We start from the raw sequence: 18,486 nt of genomic DNA on the forward strand, positions 1-18,486 counted from the left end.
ATACCTTTATTTTAGCTTTTTATATAAAGTTAGTGTTTTTATTTTAAATCAAAATTTGGTAAGTTTTGTCTTTAGATATTTTTAGGTGTCGAATTTGTTTTACTTTTACCAACAAATATTATAAAATGAAAAAAGTAGCAGCGCTTATATTTATAGTACTTATTACAGCATCTTCTTATGCTCAAAAAACATATAAAATAAGAACGATTGGTTTTTATAATCTAGAAAATCTTTTTGATACCGTTGATGATGTTGAGAAGAATGATGAAGCCAGCCCGATGATGGAGATTAAAGAAAATAGGGAAAAGGTATATAAAGATAAATTAGAAAAATTATCTGATGTTATTTCACAACTTGGTTCAGAAAAAACAAAAACGAGTCCGGCTATTATTGGTGTTGCTGAGGTTGAGAATAAAAAAGTATTAGAAGATTTAATCGATACTGATAAATTAAAAAACAAAGATTACGGAATCATCCATTTCGATTCTCCTGATAAAAGAGGTATTGATGTTGCTTTATTGTATCAAAAAAAATATTTTAAACCAATTCACTTCGAAGTTTTTAATCCCAATATTTATAAAGAAAATAAAAAGGTTTATACTCGCGATATATTGTGGGTTTCAGGTTATTTAGATGATGAATTAATTCATGTAATTGTAAATCATTGGCCATCGCGAAGAGGCGGTGAGAAAAAAAGTAGAGCATTACGAGAAAAAGCAGCTTATAAAGTAACTCAGATCATTAAAAACATTAAAGAAAACGATCCGAATCCAAAGATATTAATTCTTGGTGATTTTAATGACGATCCTACAAACTCTAGTTTTAAAACAGTTTTAAAAACTAAAGCGAAAAAGAGCGATGTTAAAAAAGATGATCTTTACAATCCGTATGAAAACATGTTTCGTCGCGGATTTAATACTTTAATGTATCGAGATAATATTAACTTGTTTGACCAAATTGTAATAACTTCATCGTTATTAGATAATGGAAAAAAAGAGTATTCTTCTTTTAAAATGTTTAAAGCATCAATTTTTAATAAACAGTTTTTAACCGAAAAAAAAGGACGCTATAAAGGATATCCTTTTAGAAGTTTTTCAAGCGGAAAATATACTGGTGGCTACAGCGATCATTATCCTGTTTATATGTATTTAATAAAAGAAAAATTAGAGTAACAAGCACATTAATTTTTACATAAATCATCTAAATAGTTGTTCATGCGCATTTGAAACAACGTTCCCTTAAGTAAATCATCTATTTGAGACAATTCTACCATCGACACAGCCATGCTTACTTTGTTAGAGGGGGTTTGTAATAAAATAGATTTACAATTTTCTCCTTCGGTGCAGGTAGGGCAATTTTTTTGATTTTTTGAGTCAATTACTTTTTCTAAAAAGCTTTCAATTTCGTTTTCATTTAAATGAAAACCTGTGTCACGAAATATAATCTGAATTAAATTAGTACTTGTGTCTTTCCAACAAAATGAAACACCAATTTTGTTGTCGTATATTTTAATAATATTTTCCATATTAAACCGTATTATGGAAACAAATATATAATTTATTTAGAATAATTCTAAATAAATTATTTTAAATCTTTTAGCATTAATTGAATAGAGGTATTACCGTTCCAAGTATTCTCATCCAATGCATACACAATATCAAATTCATTCTGAACAAAAGATAATTTATTACCTAAATTAAAACCAATAGCATTGTATGTTCTTTTATCTGAACCGTAAATAATATTTAGTTTTAAGTGTGTTTTATCTGCGCCAACTTGTTTTCCGTAGCCATTATCTCTTACGGATGAGGTTGAAAAAGTAGGTTTCATATTTAACGGACCAAAAGGCGCCATTTGCTGTAATATTCTATAAAATTTTGGAGAAATTTCAGATAAATCTAATTCAGCATCGATGCTAATTTCAGGAATCAATAAATCTTTATCGATAGTTGCTGCAACTACTTCTTCAAATTTATTTTTAAAACCTTCATATTGTTCAGGCAGTAAAGTTAAGCCCGCAGCATATTTGTGCCCACCAAATTGCTCAATAAACTCCGTACATTGTTCTAGCGCATTATATACATCAAACCCTTTTACCGATCGTGCAGAAGCAGCTAATTTATCACCACTTTTAGTAAAAACTAAGGTTGGCCTGTAATAAGTTTCTATTAAGCGAGAAGCTACAATTCCGATAACACCCTTGTGCCAACTTTCATCAAAAACAACAGAAGTAAATTTTTCAGTTTCTTCGTTTTCTTCAATTTGAAGCAAGGCTTCTTGCGTAATTTTTTTATCGAGTTCTTTTCTGTCTGAATTGTATTTTTCTATGGATGCAGCAAAATCAATAGCAGCCTCAAAATCCATTTCAGTTAGCAACTCAACAGCATGATTACCGTGCTTCATTCTACCCGCAGCATTTATCCGCGGAGCGATAATAAAAACAACATCGGTAATGGTTAATTCTTTTTTATCTAATTGATGAATAATTGCTTTAATTCCGTTTCTTGGTTGCGAATTAATTACCTGTAAACCCCAATAAGCTAGCGTTCTGTTTTCGCCAGTCATCGGAACAATATCTGCGGCAATTGCAGTGGCTACCAAATCTAAATAACCTACCAAATCATCAATAGTTTGATTTCTTTTTGAAGCCAATGCTTGAATCAATTTAAAACCAACTCCGCAACCACATAATTCATCATACGGATACGAGCAATCTACTTGCTTCGGATTTAAAATGGCAACAGCTCTTGGTACTTCTGCTCCTGGTTTGTGATGATCACAAATAATAAAATCGATATCTTTTTTAGATGCATACGCAACTTTATCGACGGCTTTTATTCCGCAATCTAAAGCGATAATTAAAGAAAATTCATTGTCTTCTGCAAAGTCAATTCCCATATAAGAAACGCCATAACCTTCGGCATATCTATCGGGAATATATGTGGCAATATTTGGGTGAATTGTTTTTAAATAAGACGACATTAAAGAAACGGCAGTAGTTCCGTCAACATCATAATCACCAAAAACTAAAATATTTTCGTTATTGGTAATTGCTTTTTCAATTCGCTGAACAGCAATATCCATATCTTTCATTAAAAACGGATCGTGTAAATCGTTTAATGAAGGTCTGAAAAACTGTTTTGCTTTATCAAAAGTATCAATATTACGTTGTACAAGAATTTTAGCCAAAGTTTTATCGACAGATAATTCTTTAGCTAATTGATTTACTTTTTTAGAATCGGGTGCTGGTTTTAAAGTCCAACGCATATTTTTAATTTATAACGAAAGGATTACGTGAATTAATCCTCAGTTGTTTATTGTAAGTATGTGATTCTGAAATAAATTCAGAATGACGTAAAGATTATGGATTAAAGCGAATATTTATTGCTCATGAAAGTGATTTGTAGTTTTTACTTCCGCAAATTTTCTAAACATTTCCATAACACCACAATATTTGTCTACTGATAATTTTACTGCTTTATGAATTTTTTCTTCATCTAAATTTGTTCCGTAAAAATGATAATCAACTGAAACTTTATCATAGTATTTAGGGTGCTCTTCTGTTAGTTCACCAGTAACTTCCATTTTAAAATCAACAATTTCTGTTCTCATTTTTTTTAATAGAGAAACCACATCTAAGCCAGAACAACCAGCTAATGCAGAAAGCATCATTGCTTTTGGCCCTAAGCCAGAATTGTTTCCTCCGTTTTCTTCCGAAGTATCAATTAAAACTTTATGTCCGCTTGGATTATCAGTTTCGAATTGCATGTTTTCTTTCCAAACTGTTGTAACTGTATGTGATGCCATAATTTGATTATTTTTTTGTTTATTGCGTAAGCAAATTTAAAAAAGAAGCAACGAGATGTTGTGCTCTTTTACAAAACTACAGTAAAAAATCATCAAAAAATAAAACATATGCCATTAGTAACACCATTATCTGCCGATCATGATAAAGAAACAAAAGAATTAGCTGAATTTTTTAATGAAACACTTGGGTTTTGCCCAAATTCGGTTTTAACAATGCAAAGGCGTCCTGCTATTTCAAAAGCTTTTATCAACTTAAATAAAGCAGTTATGGCAAATGAAGGCAAGGTAACATCGGCTTTAAAAAGAATGATTGCTTGGGTTTCTAGTAACGCTACAGGTTGTAGATATTGCCAGGCACATGCTATTAGAGCTGCGGAACGTTACGGAGCAGAACAAGAGCAGTTAGATAATATTTGGGAATATAAAACGCACGCTGCTTTTTCTGAAGCAGAACGTGCTGCGTTAGATTTTTCTTTAGCAGCTTCAATGGTACCAAATATGGTGGATGAAAAAATAAAAACCGAATTGTATAAATATTGGGATGAAGGTGAGATTGTAGAAATGTTAGGTGTTATTTCTCTCTTCGGATATTTAAACCGTTGGAACGACTCTATGGGAACTTCAATTGAAGAAGGAGCCGTAGAAAGCGGAGAACAATATCTTGGAAAAACAGGTTGGGAAAAAGGGAAGCATGTTTAAAAGATAAAATAAATAAAAAGCCGGTAAAATTTAATTTTACCGGCTTTTTTGTATTTGTAATTAGCTGTTATTTATTTTTTAATAAATCTCTAATTTCACCTAATAAATCTTCCTGACTTGGTCCTTTTGGAGCTTCAGGAGCAGGTACTTCTTTTTTCTTCATTGCGTTTATAGCTTTTACCACCATAAACATTACAAAAGCAACAATAATAAAATCGATAACGTTGGTTAGAAATTCACCATATAATATAGCAACTTCACCAGTTATTTTTCCAGCTTCGTCTGCGACTCCTTCTTTTGCAATATATTTTAAATCTTTAAAATCGGCATTAAATAGTAGGCCAATTAAAGGAGATACAATACCGCCAGTAAAAGAAGTTACTACTTGTTTAAAAGCTGCACCCATAACAAAACCAACAGCAATATCGATTAAGTTACCTTTCATTGCAAATTCTTTAAATTCTTTAAGCATTCCCATGTTTTTGAGTTTTAATAGTTAATTGAGTTGAAAAGTAAATAAAATTTAGCATTTAACCAATCTTTTTACACGTTGAGATATGGCAGTAAGTATTTCATAAGAAATGGTTTCGCACTTATGAGCAATATATTGAATGTGTTTTTGATGGTTAAAAATAATAACTTCATCACCCTCTTTACATTCTATTTTTGTAACATCAACCATAATCATGTCCATGCAAACATTTCCGATAATAGGTGCTGGTTGGTTGTTGATAAATACAAAACCTTCTTTATTTCCTAGTTTTCGCGAAATACCGTCTGCATGTCCGACAGGAATCGTTGCACTACGAGTTAGTTTACTAGCAACAAAAGCTCTGCCGTAACCTACAGTTTCGCCAGGTTGAATTAAATGTATTTGTGATATAATAGATTTTAAAGTATGTGTGTTTTTTAATTGAGAAGTTTCATGGTCGTTATTTCCAAAACCATACAGACCGATACCTATACGAACCATATCAAACTGAGCTTGTGGATAATTAACAACACCAGAGGTGTTTAAAATATGAATCATAGGTTTGTAACCTAAATGCTGGTAAATCTCTTTTACGATATAAGCAAAGTTGTTTATTTGTCCAATTGTAAAATCGTGTTCATTAGGGTCTTCACTTGCTGCTAAATGCGAAAAAATCGATTCAACTTTTATGTTGTTAGACTTTTTTAATTGAGAAATAAGCACCGGAGTATCAGTATGCCAAAAACCTAATCTATTTAAACCTGTGTTAAATTTAATATGAATAGGATAATTCATTAATGGCTTTTTATCCGCTAATTGTAAAAAAGCCTCCAATATTTTAAAGTTATACAGGTTTGGTTCTAGTCGGTATTTTACAATGTCCTCTAGATTCTGAATCTGTGGATGTAAAACTAAAATAGGTGTTTTAATACCTGCATCGCGTAAAATAATTCCTTCGTTTGAATAAGCAACCGCAAAATAATCTACTTTATCTTGAAGCATTTTTGCTATTTCTGTAGCTTCACTGCCATAACCAAAAGCTTTTACGACCGCTAAAACCTTGGTTTTAGGATTTAATTTTTGCTTGAAATAAGCAAGATTATGATGTAGAGATTCTGCATCAATTTCTAAAACAGTAACATGATTATTCATCCGATAAATTTTCTTTCTTTTTGTTTTGCGCTTGCATTGCTTTATAATAAGCAGCCCTACTTAATGGTTCGTATTCTTGGGTTTCGCCAAGTAAAACCAAATCGTCATTTAAAGCTTTTCTATAACTATAGTGTGCTAAATTACCAGTGTGAGTACAAACGGCATGTACTTTTGTTACATATTCGGCAGTTGCCATTAATGCTGGCATTGGCCCGAAAGGATTTCCTTTAAAATCCATATCTAAACCAGCAACAATAACACGCACGCCTCTGTTGGCTAAATCGTTACAGACAGCAACGATTTCATCGTCAAAAAACTGTGCTTCATCAATACCAACAACATCAACGTTATTAGCTAATATTCTAATATTTGATGACGACGGCACTGGTGTTGATCTAATTCTGGTAGCATTATGAGATACCACTTCTTCATCGTCGTAACGAGTATCTACTGATGGTTTAAAAATCTCTACGCGTTGCTTTGCAAATTGCGCACGTTTAAGTCTGCGAATTAATTCTTCGGTTTTACCCGAAAACATTGAGCCACAAATTACCTCAATCCAACCAAATTGTTCTGTATGATTTACTGTATTTTCAAGAAACATTTTGTAATTTTAAGCGCTATTATTGATTTTTGTGTTACTTTCGAGTAAGCAACAAATTTATTAAAATTTAACAGCAAAAATTAAAATCAAAGAACAACTTATGCACAAAAAACTAGCATCAGATTTAACCAGTTTAGCACACAGCATTTTACGAATGAAAAATAAAGATGATGTGTTTGAGTTAAAACAGAAGGCACATGAGGTTTATGAAAAACTTTCGGTTTTAGCATATGTAGAAGAATACATAAATAACACCCCCAATCCTTTAAAAACAAAGGAAGAATTGTTAGAGGATGTTTTGTTGGCAGAAGAAAAGAAAAGCAAAGAAAGTAACGCTGAAGATTCTTTTAAAACAACAAATAAAGTTATACATCAACTAGAAGAAGCTGAAGAAAAGATAGCAGAAGTAGGAGTCGTGACTGAAGTTACAAACGAACCTGTTGCAGAAGTTGTTGAAGCTACCGAGATTGAAGATGTTCAGGAGATCGTTGAAATTACCAAGGTTGAGGCTGTTGAGGAAGTTACTGTAGTAGTTGAAGAGGAAAGAATAAGTTTAGAAGAGGTAAAAGAAATTACAGAACAACCTTTTGATGAAATTGAGAATTTATTATTTTCAAAAGAAGAAGTGGTTAAGGATGAGATAGAAGAGATTAAAGAGTTGAAAAAAGGCACTCTTGAGGATGAGTTAGAAGGAACGATTTCGGTTGATGTTATGGCTGATTTATTTGAGAAGGTTGATTTAAGAAAATCATTAAATGATCAATTACAAAGTACCATCCAAATAGACCTAAACGATAGAATTGTTTTTGTAAAGCACTTGTTTGATGGGAATCAAAGTGATTTTAATAGAGTGATTTCTCAGTTAAATACATTTAAAACAGAGAAAGAAGCTAAAAAATTTATTAATAAAATGATTAAACCAGATTATGATTGGTCTAATAAAGAAGAATACGAAGCGCGTTTGTTTTCAATAATTGAAAGAAGATTTATTTAAAATGAATTCAGATCTAATAGTTATACATACTCATTTTCATAAAAGAAGAAATAACGAATAGAGTTAATCATCTACCCAAAAACATAAAAAATGAAAAGTATTAAAGTTGTAGTAGGTGTGTTTTTGTTAGTCATTTTTGGTAGTTGTAAATCAACTTACAATACACAAATGTTTAGCGATAAAAACAGTCCTTCAAAACCAAATTATGAGTTAGAAAATTCATGGGCAGTTTTACCATCTAAATACCCAAAAGGTTTTGCTAAATATTTACCTTCTGAAAATGCCGCTTTAAAAGCAGATGTTTTTTATATATATCCAACTTTAAATACGAGTAAAAAAGATGAGCGATGGAATGTTCCTGTAACCGATCAAGAACAGAATGATAAAGTATTAAATAAGGTAGTTTTATATCAAGCCTCAGCCTTTGCAACATCAGGAAAAATGTATGTACCTTTTTATAGGCAAGCGCATTATCGATCTTTTAATAGAAGGTATAAAAAAGGAGGCGATAAGGCTTTAGATTTAGCGTATGAAGATGTAAAAAATGCTTTTGAAGTATATTTAAAAAAGTACAACAATAATCGACCTATTATAATTGCAGGTCACAGTCAGGGTTCTAGACACGCAATTCGATTATTAAAAGATTTTTTTGATGAAAAGTCACTTCAAAACAGGTTGGTAGCGGCTTATATTCCGGGAATGCGTGTAGCGCCTAATGAGTTTAAAACAATTAAGCCAATGGTTTCTCCAGAAGAAACAGGAGGTTTTGTTTCTTGGAATACTTTTAAAAAGAATAATTTCCCTAAAAATAAAGATTTTTATAAAGGAAGTGTAACAACAAACCCAATAACATGGGATGCGTCTAAAACTACAGAATTAAATCAGCATAAAGGTTTCTTATATAGTAATGGAAATTTGTATTGTAAAGCATTAAAAATTCAAATTACAGACGGCTTAGTTTGGTCTACAAATCCTAAATTTCCGTTGCGTTTTTTTATGTCATTTCTTAAGAATTATCATGCGGGAGATATTAATTTGTTTTGGTTAGATGTTAAAATGAATAGCGAGTTAAGATTGCAAAATTGGTTAGATGCTAAACAGTAAGTCATGTAAGGATTTCAATAGTGCTTTTATCAAATTGATAATCAAGATTAATTTTTATAAATAATCAAGTATTAGAAAATTATAGAAGTGAATGTTTTTTTCATAACAGATGGATTTATAAGTAGATAATTCATTTTAATTACGTGAAGTATTTTGAAGAAGAAGATATTTGCGTGTTAATGAATAACTTACTATCTTTGCAGCAAATTTATTAATTAGATGGATGGAAGGGGACGAGAGTCCCCTCTTTTTATACCTTAGGATGAATCAAGAAAAAGTAAAAGAATTATTACAAGAAGCTTTGCAAGAGAACGAATCGTTATATTTAATTGATTTGCAATTTTTGGCGAACAGTAAAATAAAAGTGATTGTTGATGGTGATTCAGGAGTGCCTTTAAATGAATGCATGCGTATTAGTAGAAAAATAGAGCATAATTTAGATAGAGAAGAAGAAGATTTTTCTTTAGAGGTAACAACACCTGATATTGCACATGCGCTTACAGTAAAGCGTCAGTATAAAAAGAATATTAGTAGAATTCTAAAAGTTAAAACAGCAACTGAAGAATTTGAAGGAACGTTAACCGAAGCAACCGATGATACTATTACATTGTTTTGGAAAGCGAGAGAGCCTAAGCCAATTGGTAAAGGAAAACATACGGTAGAGAAAACAATGATTTTGTCGTATGACGATATTAAGGAAGCAAAAGTGAAGATCATATTTTAATAAGAGAATGAAATGGAAAATATTGCGTTAATTGAATCATTTTCAGAGTTTAAAGATAATAAAAGTATAGACAGGGTAACACTAATGTCTATCTTAGAAGAAGTATTCCGTGCAGCATTAAAACGTAGGTTTGGGTCTGATGAAAACTTTGATATAATTATTAACCCAGATAAAGGGGATTTAGAAATTTGGAGAAACCGAGTAGTAGTTGCTGATGGTTTTTCGGAAGATGATAATGAAGAGATAGAGCTTGCAGAAGCAAGAAGAATTGAACCAGATTTTGAAATCGGTGAAGATGTATCTGAAGAAGTAAAATTAATCGATTTAGGAAGACGTGCTATTTTAGCATTACGCCAAAATTTAATTTCTAAAATACACGAGCACGATAGCACAAACATTTTTAAGCAATTTAAAGAGTTAGAAGGTGAGATTTATAGTGCAGAAGTACACCATATTCGACATAATGCAGTAATTTTGTTAGATGACGAAGGAAACGAAATCGTTTTACCAAAAAGTGAGCAAATTCGTTCAGATTTCTTTAGAAAAGGAGATTCTGTTCGTGGAGTTATAAAAACAGTAGAATTAAGAGGTAACAAACCTGCTATTATTTTATCAAGAACTTCACCTGCTTTCTTAGTAAAGTTATTTGAACAAGAAATACCAGAAGTTTTTGATGGATTAATTACCATTGAAGGTGTTGCAAGAATACCTGGTGATAAAGCAAAAGTAGCGGTAGATTCTTATGATGATAGAATAGATCCTGTAGGAGCTTGTGTTGGTGTAAAAGGATCTCGTATTCACGGTATTGTTCGTGAATTAGGAAACGAAAACATCGATGTAATTAATTACACAAAAAACGAAGCGTTATTTATAGCAAGAGCATTAAGCCCTGCAAAAGTAACATCGGTTGATATTAAGCCTTACGAAGAAGAGAAAAATGGTAAGAAAGGACGTGTAAGCGTTTTATTAAAGCCAGAAGAAGTATCTAAAGCAATTGGGCGATCAGGAGTAAATATTCGTTTAGCTAGTGAATTAACAGGCTACGAAATAGATGTACAACGTGAAGGTTTAGAAGAAGAAGATGTTGAGTTAACAGAGTTTTCTGATGAAATTGAAGCTTGGGTAATTGCAGAATTCAAAAAAATAGGTTTAGATACAGCAAAGAGTGTTCTTGAGAAAGATGTTTCGATGTTAGTACAAAGAACCGATTTAGAAGAAGAAACAATATTAGATGTTCAGAGAGTTTTAAGAGAAGAATTCGAAGAATAAAAGAAAATAAAGGAAGTCAGTCTCCTGCAAAATTGATGATAATCAATACAAAATCTGACATTAAGAGAAAAAGAACGTAACTATACGAAAGTATAAAGTGTGTTTTTTGAATATAAAGTATAAAATAATTTATGGCTGAAGGCAACAAATTAAGACTCAATAAAGTATTAAGAGAATTAAACATTTCTTTAGATAGAGCAGTAGAACACTTAGCTAAAAGTGGTCATGAAATAGAAGCTCGTCCTACTACTAAAATTTCTGATAAAGAATATCAAATATTATTTGATGGTTTTCAAACAGATAAATCTAAGAAAGTAGCCTCTAAAGAAGTAAGCGAAGAAAAGCGTAAAGAAAAGGAAGCTATTCGTCTACAAGTAGAAGAAGAACAAGAGAAGAAGAGGGTAGAAGACGAAGCCAAAAAGCAAGAAGTTTTAAAAGCTAAGGCTAAAAAATTAGAGCTTAAAACTGTAGGAAAGATTGATGTGAAAACTGGTAAAGCAGTTGAAGAGAAACCAGCACCTACAAAAGAAGCTCCGAAAAAGGTTGAAGAAACACCTAAAGAAGAAACTCCTGTTCAAGAAGCTAAAGAAGTTGAGAAATTAACTGAAAAAGTGGTGGAAAAGAAAACTGAAGCACCTACAGCTAAGATTGAAAGAAAAGAGCCAGTAAAAGCAAAGTTTAAAATAGTAAAGGAGGCTCCTAAAAAGGTTGAAAAAAAACCAATTGAAAAAGTAGCAGAGAAAAAAGTGGAACAAGTGAAAGAAGAGAAGCCTGTTGAGGTTACTCCAGAAAACGCAGAGAAACTTAAAACTCAATATAAAAAACTTGACGGTCCTAAAATTACAGGTCAAAAAATTGACTTAAAGCAATTTGAAAGACCTAAAAAGAAAAAACCAGATGCTAAATCTGACGCTGATAAAAAGAAGCGTAAAAGAATTAGTAAGCCAGGAACAGCAAAACCAGGAACAGCAGCAAGACCTTCTACAAGAGGTGGTGGTGTTGGTCGTCCAACAGGAAGAGGTGGTGTTGGTCGCCCAGGAGGAAGAGGAAGACCAGGACAAAGATCGCCAGTAGTCAAAAAAGAAGAGCCTACAGAGGCAGAAGTACAAAAACAAGTACGTGAAACTTTAGAAAGACTTCAAGGTAAATCTAAAAAAGGTAAGGGAGCTAAATACCGTAGAAATAAAAGGGATGCACACAGAGAGCATACTGAAGCAGAATTAGAAGCTCAAGCATTAGATAACAAAATCTTAAAAGTAACTGAATTTGTTACTGTAAGTGAAGTTGCTACGATGATGGATGTTCCTGTAACAAACATTATTTCTTCATGTATGATGTTAGGAATGATGGTAACAATGAATCAGCGTTTAGATGCTGAAACATTAGTTATTGTTGCTGAAGAGTTTAACCATAAAGTAGAGTTTGTTGGCGCTGAGGTAGAAGAATCTATTGAAGAAGTTATAGACAAGCCAGAAGATTTAATAACACGTGCGCCAATTATTACGGTAATGGGTCACGTAGATCATGGTAAAACATCATTATTAGATTACATCCGTAAGGCGAATGTAATTGAAGGTGAATCAGGAGGTATTACTCAGCATATTGGTGCATATTCAGTGAACGTTGGAGATCAACAAATAGCATTTTTAGATACACCAGGTCATGAGGCCTTTACAGCAATGCGTGCGCGTGGAGCTCAAGTAACAGATTTAGTAATTATTGTAGCTGCAGCAGATGATGATGTAATGCCTCAAACAAAAGAAGCTATTTCTCATGCTCAGGCAGCAGGTGTACCAATTATTTTTGCTATTAACAAGATTGATAAACCAAATGCAAATCCAGATAATGTGAAAACACAATTATCGCAGATGAATTTATTGATTGAAGAATGGGGAGGTAATATTCAGTCTCAAGATATTTCAGCTAAAACAGGGGAAGGAATTCCTGAGTTATTAGAAAAGGTATTACTTGAAGCAGAAATTTTAGAATTAAAAGCAAATCCAAATAGAACTGCAACAGGAGCAGTTGTTGAAGCATTATTAGATAAAGGTAGAGGATATGTATCTACAATTTTAGTGCAAACAGGTTCATTAAAAATTGGAGATTATATTTTAGCAGGTAAGCATAGTGGTAAAGTAAGAGCTATGTTTGATGATAAAGGAAACAAAGTTTCAGTTGCCGGACCATCTACACCTGTATCAATATTAGGATTAGACGGTGCGCCACAAGCAGGTGATAAGTTTAATGTATTTGAAGATGAGCGTGAAGCAAAACAAATTGCAGCAAAACGTTCTCAATTACAAAGAGAACAATCTGTAAGAACTCAAAAAACATTAACATTAGCAGAAATTGGTCGTCGTATTGCGTTAGGAGATTTCAAAGAATTAAACATTATCTTAAAAGGAGATGTAGATGGTTCGGTAGAAGCCTTAACAGATTCATTCCAGAAATTATCTACTGAAGAAATTCAAGTAAATATTTTACATAAAGGAGTTGGAGCAATTACAGAATCTGATGTGTTGTTAGCAACAGCATCTGATGCCATTATTGTAGGGTTTAATGTAAGACCACAAGCAAACGCAAGAGTAATAGCAGATAGAGAAGAAGTTGATATTAGAACATATTCTATTATTTATGATGCTATTAACGATCTTAAGGATGCCATGGAAGGAATGTTATCTCCTGATATGAAAGAAGAAATTCTTGGAAATATTGAAATTAGAGAAGTTTATAAAATTTCTAAAGTTGGTAACATTGCAGGTTGTATGGTAATTAGTGGTAAAATTACAAGAGATTCTAAAATACGTATTATTAGAGACGGAATTGTAGTTCATGATGGAGTATTAACTGCATTAAAACGTTTCAAAGATGATGTTAAAGAAGTAACAAAAGGATATGATTGTGGTGTTCAAATAAAAGGATACAATGATATTGCTGAAGGAGATGTAATTGAAGCTTATACTGAAATAGCAGTTAAGAAGAAGTTGAAGTAAATTTAAACTTACTATATAATTTTAAAAGACACCTTATTTAAGGTGTCTTTTTTTATATTTACATGTGGCCTTAAAATTTAATCAAATGAAATATTTAAAAATAATTACACCTTTTTTTATGCTATTAACCATGAGTTGCGCTTCACAAAATATAGATAAGAATTTTGATAGTATTAAGTATGAAGCTCGAACTAGAGGAAGTATGACATTAATTAATGTTGATGCTAAAGAGGTATCTTATAAATTACCCAATAAAAAAGCGAGATATGAGCTTTCTAACGAACAATTAACTAGTTTAAATGAGTTGGTAAGTTTAATAAAACTAGCTGAAATAGCCGATTTAAAAGCACCAACCAATAACAGCGCTGCTGACATGGCTTTAATAGGTAAAATAGCTATTACATTAAAAGGTAAGGAATATCTATCATCAAGTTTTGATGCGGGTAACCCGCCTAAAGAATTAAAAAAACTAGAAGATTTATTATACAGTTTGATAAAAAAATAAGCGCATAAAAAAACCGAGCAATTGCTCGGTTTTTTTATAAAGTAATTAAGGTTATTCTCTAGTCCAACCTGCACCCCATGTAGCATAATCTGTACCTGTAGCAGCTGCATTTTCAGTTAAAAAATCAGTAGGAGTAAAAGCAACACCTGTATCATTTTTTACTTTAACAGTAACATCTTCAAACTTTACATCAGTAGCTTTTAAATTACCATCGGTAACGCCATTACCAGTTGGATTATCGGTATCATCACCATCAAGATCAAATCCTTCAGCAAAACCTACTAATAAAACATTGTTAAATATACCTTGTGTACCAGCTCTTAAACGAATAGCTTCATTTGCCGTTCCAGAACCTAAACCTTCAATAGTTACGTTTGTAACAGTAGGCTTAGAAAAGAAGTTCGTGCTAGATAAATTTCCTATATCGGTATTGTAACCATCACATTCAAATCCCTTATCATGATCAGTACCGTGTTTTACATAAGCATTTGTAATGGTTCCTGAATACCCTTCTGTCCAGTCGATAGAATCATCTTCTGCATTTACTACAGAAACATTACTTACGTTTACAGTACCACCAAAGAATTCAACCCCATCATCTTTTCCTTCAAACATTTGAATATATTCTACAGTAGTTGCATTACCAACTCCGTAAAAAGAAAATCCGTTGTTTTCTGATGATCCATCAGCTTTACCACCAGAATATTCTACTCTTACATATCTTAATTTTCCAGAGTTATCATCAGAAATATTTCCACCATAAGGTAAACTTGCAATCTCTGAAGTAGAAGTAGCAGTACCACCAACTACTGAATTTATAGGGGCTCTTCCTAATAAAATTAAACCACCCCAGTCACCAGCATTTGGAGTATTAGCACTTGATGTAAAAATAATTGGTTGGCTAGAAGTACCTTCTGCCATTATTTTAGCTCCTTGTGCAATTGCTAAATATACATCAGCACCTGTAGCGGCTGCTTTTATAACTGTACCAGCTGGTATTGTTAATGTTGTACCATCTTCAAAAATTGTTGGTCCTGTTATAGTATAGTTTTTAGAAGCATCTAAAGTTAAATCATTTGTGTAGTTTCCTCTTAATTCAACATTTTCACCGGTTGTAGGGTTTGTACCACCTCCGTTATTGTTTGTTACGCTGTTGTCGTTTATAACGATGTCAGCAGTACCATCCTCACCACATGATGTTAATAATGTAGTTGCAATTGCTAATCCTAATAAAAAATTGTTTTTCATTTTTTTAAAGTTTAATAAGTGTTTTTATTTAGTTGTTAAAATTTGTACTTAAGACCTAAGCCTATATTCGTTCCTCTTTTATATTCAGATAAAATAACATCTCCTATAGAAGTGTTTTCTCTAACCCTTTTTATTGATGGGTCTAATAAGTTTTTGGCTTTTAAGTTTACTTCCCATTTTTCACCAATTTTATTCTTCCAAACAAAATCTAAAGTTGGTACTCCCTTTTCGATAATGTTTCCTAATGCACCAGCTCCTAAAGCATCTATTCTATCTGAAAAATAAGAGAAAACGATTGAGGTAATTGGCTTGTAGTTTTTAAAACTTATCGGACTATAATTAATGTTTGCGTTTATTAAGAATGGAGATGCACCTTGAAGCTCATCACTATCTCTATTAAAGGTTGTGCTGTAACGAGAAACTCCTGAAATGTTTTGTTTTAAATCTTGCTTAGTGTGCATGTATGTGAAATTAAAACCAGTAGAAATTATTGTTTCATCATCTTCATTTTTTATTAAGTTTTTTCGTACCTCTAACTCTACACCTAAAACAGTAGCTTTATCTCCTGTTCTAAAATAACGTTGGTTACCTGCCGCACTATTTGCTATTACAAGGTTTACGGGGTTGTTAATTTGTTTTCCGAATGCAGCGATAGATAATATTTCATCTCTAGAAATAAACCATTCGTATTTTAAATCGATGTTAAATACTTTAGAAAATGATGGGTTGTCTAATAAATCTGGATTACCACCAATTCTTTGTCCAATACCTTCGTAAATAAAGGGTGCCACTTCTTTAAATTCTGGTACTGATACAGTTTGACTAAAGTTAAATCGTAAGTTTTGATCTTCGTTTACGGCGTATTTAAGGTTTAAACTAGGTAAGAAAAATGTTTCAGAAGCACTTCTGTAACCAGGATCATTCGGGTTAATATTAATAACATTATAATTAATATTTTGATTAAAAGATTCAAGCCTTATACCAGGTACAATCACCCATTTTTCACCTGCGCTTATTTCAGCAGAAACATAACCTGCATGTATTTTTAATTGACCGTCATATGTGTTTTCGTTTAAACCAGGTAAACTAGCAATGTTACTATTTTCATATCCAGGAATGTTTCTAAAAGCATCTAGTTTAAATATTTTACCCGTTTGATCTTTAAATATCTGAGCATTGTTAATGTTAAATATAGCATTAAGATTGTTAACATCTGTTACTTCAAATTGTTTGTTTAAAATGTCGTAACCATATCTAATATTTTCAAAACTTCTTTCTTTAATCCTTCCGTTATACCCAAAGTTTAAAGCTAAGTTTTCAGAAGTCTTATAAGTTAAGTTTACTCTACTGTTTAATTCCTCATCAATAATTTTCTGAAAATAACGTTGGTTATCAAAAGAGTTATTTGTGTAAAAAACAGGATTGGTACTAGGATCGTTGTCTAAAGAATATTGAAAATTTTCTAAACTAATTCTTTTTCTGTCTGGCTCATGAGCAAAAACATTATTATAACCAATACCCCAAGTTAACTTTAGTTTTTCATCTTCAAATTTATGATCACCAGTTACTTGATTTACAAAAACAAGATCTTGATTATATTGCACATTCATTTGATAAAAACCTTCATCAGTATTTCTTAAAGCATCTCTGTTTTCACCTAAACCTTTATAACCATAGTAACCAACTTCATCACTAGAATTGTTTAAGAAAAGAGAAGTGAATTTTAATTTATGGTCGCTATTAATTTTATACAAAGCACTTAACATTGCTGTTGTAGATGTTGAGTAAGAGTATTCTTTTGCGTTCGGATATTTCTTTTTAAATACATTAGAAAAATCTACAATAGGACCTTCTCTATATTCAAAATCTCTACTAAAAGAAGCTGTTCCGAAAAGACTTAACCTAGATCCGTCATTAAAATTAAAAGATTTACCAGTATTAATACCAATAGAATTGTTAACAGGGCTACTAGCATTTATAGGATCTACGCCATGAGAAAGTACAACTGCATACGGATTACTTTTAAATCTATTGTAGTAGCCAAAATCGCCAGTTCCTTCGCTCTTTTTAAAATCTTCACCCATTGCCCTAGAGTTTACTCCAGAACTAAGATTTACTTCTACAAATCCGTTACCATTATATTCTTTAGATGAAACATCGATGTTACCTGCAGCAAAATCTCCATAAAAAGTAGAAGAGTAAGCTTTACTGATAGACACGTTTTGTATAATGTCCGAAGGAAATAAATTTAAATCGATGTTTTTCTTAGCAATGTTGTTTGATGGTAATGATAAACCATTCATTGTGGTATTTAAATAACGATCTCCTAAACCACGAACATATACATTGCTTGAACCTTCTTGCTTAGAAACTCCAGAAATTTTAGATACTGCTCCTGCCGCATCAGATATTCCTTTTGATGATAGCTCTTCGGCACCAATACTTTCTTTAATAACAACGGCCTTTTTTTGCTCAAGTAATAAAGCGCTGGCTTTATCTTTACTTGTGCTACCTTTAATTTCAATTTCATCTAAAGCAACACCTTCGTTTGCTCCTAATTGTTGGTTAAGGGTTATTGTTTGATTGGCTTTAACAATAACTTGTTTTTCTATGGTTTGATAACCAACAAAACTAAAAACTACTATTTGATTTCCTGCAGGAACATTAAGAGTGTACTTACCATCAAAATCGGTAGTTCCTCCAATAGTTGTTCCTTTAATAAAAACATTGGCAAATGGCAATGCTTCATTGTTCATCTCTTTATCTGTAACAAGACCACTAACTGTTCCTTTGTCTTGTGAATAAGCAAAACTACAAAGGCCTAAAAGAGTTATTAATATTAAATTTTTCATTCTAATTAACTTACGTTTTAAATACAATGCAAATCTGACGTTATATTGTAAAGCTAATGTTAC

Annotated in this window: 16 protein-coding genes; 8 read left to right on the plus strand and 8 right to left on the minus strand. The window is 32.0% G+C overall.

The window, feature by feature from the left end:
• Window positions 1-125 precede the first annotated feature (125 nt).
• On the plus strand, window positions 126-1,172 hold the full coding sequence (locus AC28QF_RS03340; protein ID WP_488200776.1) for an endonuclease/exonuclease/phosphatase family protein: 1,047 nt from the start codon (window positions 126-128) through the stop codon (window positions 1,170-1,172).
• A gap of 8 nt (window positions 1,173-1,180) precedes the next feature.
• Here AC28QF_RS03340 and AC28QF_RS03345 read toward each other — a convergent pair whose 3' ends face one another.
• The 3 genes from AC28QF_RS03345 to AC28QF_RS03355 form a co-directional block, all read right to left on the minus strand.
• Window positions 1,181-1,525: a hypothetical protein gene (locus tag AC28QF_RS03345; RefSeq protein WP_488200775.1), complete on the minus strand. Its 345-nt coding sequence runs from the start codon at window positions 1,523-1,525 to the stop codon at window positions 1,181-1,183.
• 56 nt (window positions 1,526-1,581) lie between these two features.
• The gene (gene recJ, locus AC28QF_RS03350; RefSeq protein ID WP_488200774.1) at window positions 1,582-3,267 is read right to left on the minus strand and encodes a single-stranded-DNA-specific exonuclease RecJ; all 1,686 of its coding nucleotides are present in this window, start codon (window positions 3,265-3,267) and stop codon (window positions 1,582-1,584) included.
• 114 nt (window positions 3,268-3,381) lie between these two features.
• Window positions 3,382-3,807 (minus strand): OsmC family protein, encoded by a 426-nt coding sequence (locus AC28QF_RS03355; RefSeq protein WP_488200773.1) that lies wholly within the window; start codon window positions 3,805-3,807, stop codon window positions 3,382-3,384.
• A gap of 108 nt (window positions 3,808-3,915) precedes the next feature.
• Here AC28QF_RS03355 and AC28QF_RS03360 point away from each other — a divergent pair, with 108 nt between their 5' ends.
• Window positions 3,916-4,506 carry a carboxymuconolactone decarboxylase family protein gene (locus AC28QF_RS03360; RefSeq protein ID WP_488200772.1) on the plus strand — a complete coding sequence of 197 codons (591 nt, stop codon included), beginning with the start codon at window positions 3,916-3,918 and terminating at the stop codon, window positions 4,504-4,506.
• Window positions 4,507-4,573: 67 nt separating this feature from the next.
• Here the strand turns inward: AC28QF_RS03360 and mscL are convergent, their stop codons facing one another.
• From mscL to AC28QF_RS03375, 3 genes are read right to left on the minus strand one after another with little or no spacing between them, the layout of a single operon-like run.
• The gene (gene mscL / locus AC28QF_RS03365; protein ID WP_488200911.1) at window positions 4,574-4,978 is read right to left on the minus strand and encodes a large-conductance mechanosensitive channel protein MscL; all 405 of its coding nucleotides are present in this window, start codon (window positions 4,976-4,978) and stop codon (window positions 4,574-4,576) included.
• Window positions 4,979-5,029: 51 nt separating this feature from the next.
• Complete coding sequence (gene alr / locus AC28QF_RS03370; protein WP_488200771.1) at window positions 5,030-6,130, minus strand: alanine racemase; 1,101 nt, start codon at window positions 6,128-6,130, stop codon at window positions 5,030-5,032.
• Window positions 6,123-6,734 carry a thymidine kinase gene (locus tag AC28QF_RS03375; RefSeq protein ID WP_488200770.1) on the minus strand — a complete coding sequence of 204 codons (612 nt, stop codon included), beginning with the start codon at window positions 6,732-6,734 and terminating at the stop codon, window positions 6,123-6,125. The genes alr and AC28QF_RS03375 overlap by 8 nt, the downstream gene beginning before the upstream one ends.
• Before the next feature lie 100 nt (window positions 6,735-6,834).
• On the opposite strand from AC28QF_RS03375, the gene AC28QF_RS03380 reads away from it, so the two are divergent.
• The 6 genes from AC28QF_RS03380 (at window position 6,835) to AC28QF_RS03405 (ending at window position 14,323) form a co-directional block, all read left to right on the plus strand.
• Window positions 6,835-7,728 (plus strand): hypothetical protein, encoded by an 894-nt coding sequence (locus AC28QF_RS03380; protein ID WP_488200769.1) that lies wholly within the window; start codon window positions 6,835-6,837, stop codon window positions 7,726-7,728.
• 90 nt (window positions 7,729-7,818) lie between these two features.
• Window positions 7,819-8,832 (plus strand): DUF3089 domain-containing protein, encoded by a 1,014-nt coding sequence (locus AC28QF_RS03385; RefSeq protein ID WP_488200768.1) that lies wholly within the window; start codon window positions 7,819-7,821, stop codon window positions 8,830-8,832.
• Between the two features lie 262 nt (window positions 8,833-9,094).
• Window positions 9,095-9,556, plus strand: a complete 462-nt coding sequence (rimP, locus tag AC28QF_RS03390; protein ID WP_488200767.1) for a ribosome assembly cofactor RimP — start codon at window positions 9,095-9,097, stop codon at window positions 9,554-9,556.
• Window positions 9,557-9,568: 12 nt separating this feature from the next.
• A complete protein-coding gene (gene nusA / locus AC28QF_RS03395) occupies window positions 9,569-10,825 on the plus strand; it encodes a transcription termination factor NusA (RefSeq protein WP_483703612.1) in 1,257 nt (418 codons plus the stop codon).
• Window positions 10,826-10,956: 131 nt separating this feature from the next.
• Entirely contained in the window at window positions 10,957-13,818 is a 2,862-nt protein-coding gene (gene infB / locus AC28QF_RS03400) for a translation initiation factor IF-2 (protein ID WP_488200766.1), read from the plus strand.
• An 85-nt stretch (window positions 13,819-13,903) separates the two neighbouring features.
• The gene (locus AC28QF_RS03405) at window positions 13,904-14,323 is read left to right on the plus strand and encodes a hypothetical protein (RefSeq protein WP_488200765.1); all 420 of its coding nucleotides are present in this window, start codon (window positions 13,904-13,906) and stop codon (window positions 14,321-14,323) included.
• Window positions 14,324-14,374: 51 nt separating this feature from the next.
• Here AC28QF_RS03405 and AC28QF_RS03410 read toward each other — a convergent pair whose 3' ends face one another.
• Together AC28QF_RS03410 and AC28QF_RS03415 are read right to left on the minus strand one after the other, a co-directional pair.
• The gene (locus AC28QF_RS03410; RefSeq protein WP_488200764.1) at window positions 14,375-15,571 is read right to left on the minus strand and encodes a multidrug transporter; all 1,197 of its coding nucleotides are present in this window, start codon (window positions 15,569-15,571) and stop codon (window positions 14,375-14,377) included.
• Window positions 15,572-15,606: 35 nt separating this feature from the next.
• Entirely contained in the window at window positions 15,607-18,423 is a 2,817-nt protein-coding gene (locus tag AC28QF_RS03415) for a TonB-dependent receptor (RefSeq protein ID WP_488200763.1), read from the minus strand.
• Between the last annotated feature and the right edge of the window lie 63 nt (window positions 18,424-18,486).

This window comes from Tenacibaculum sp. M1.3A, from assembly GCF_057732375.1.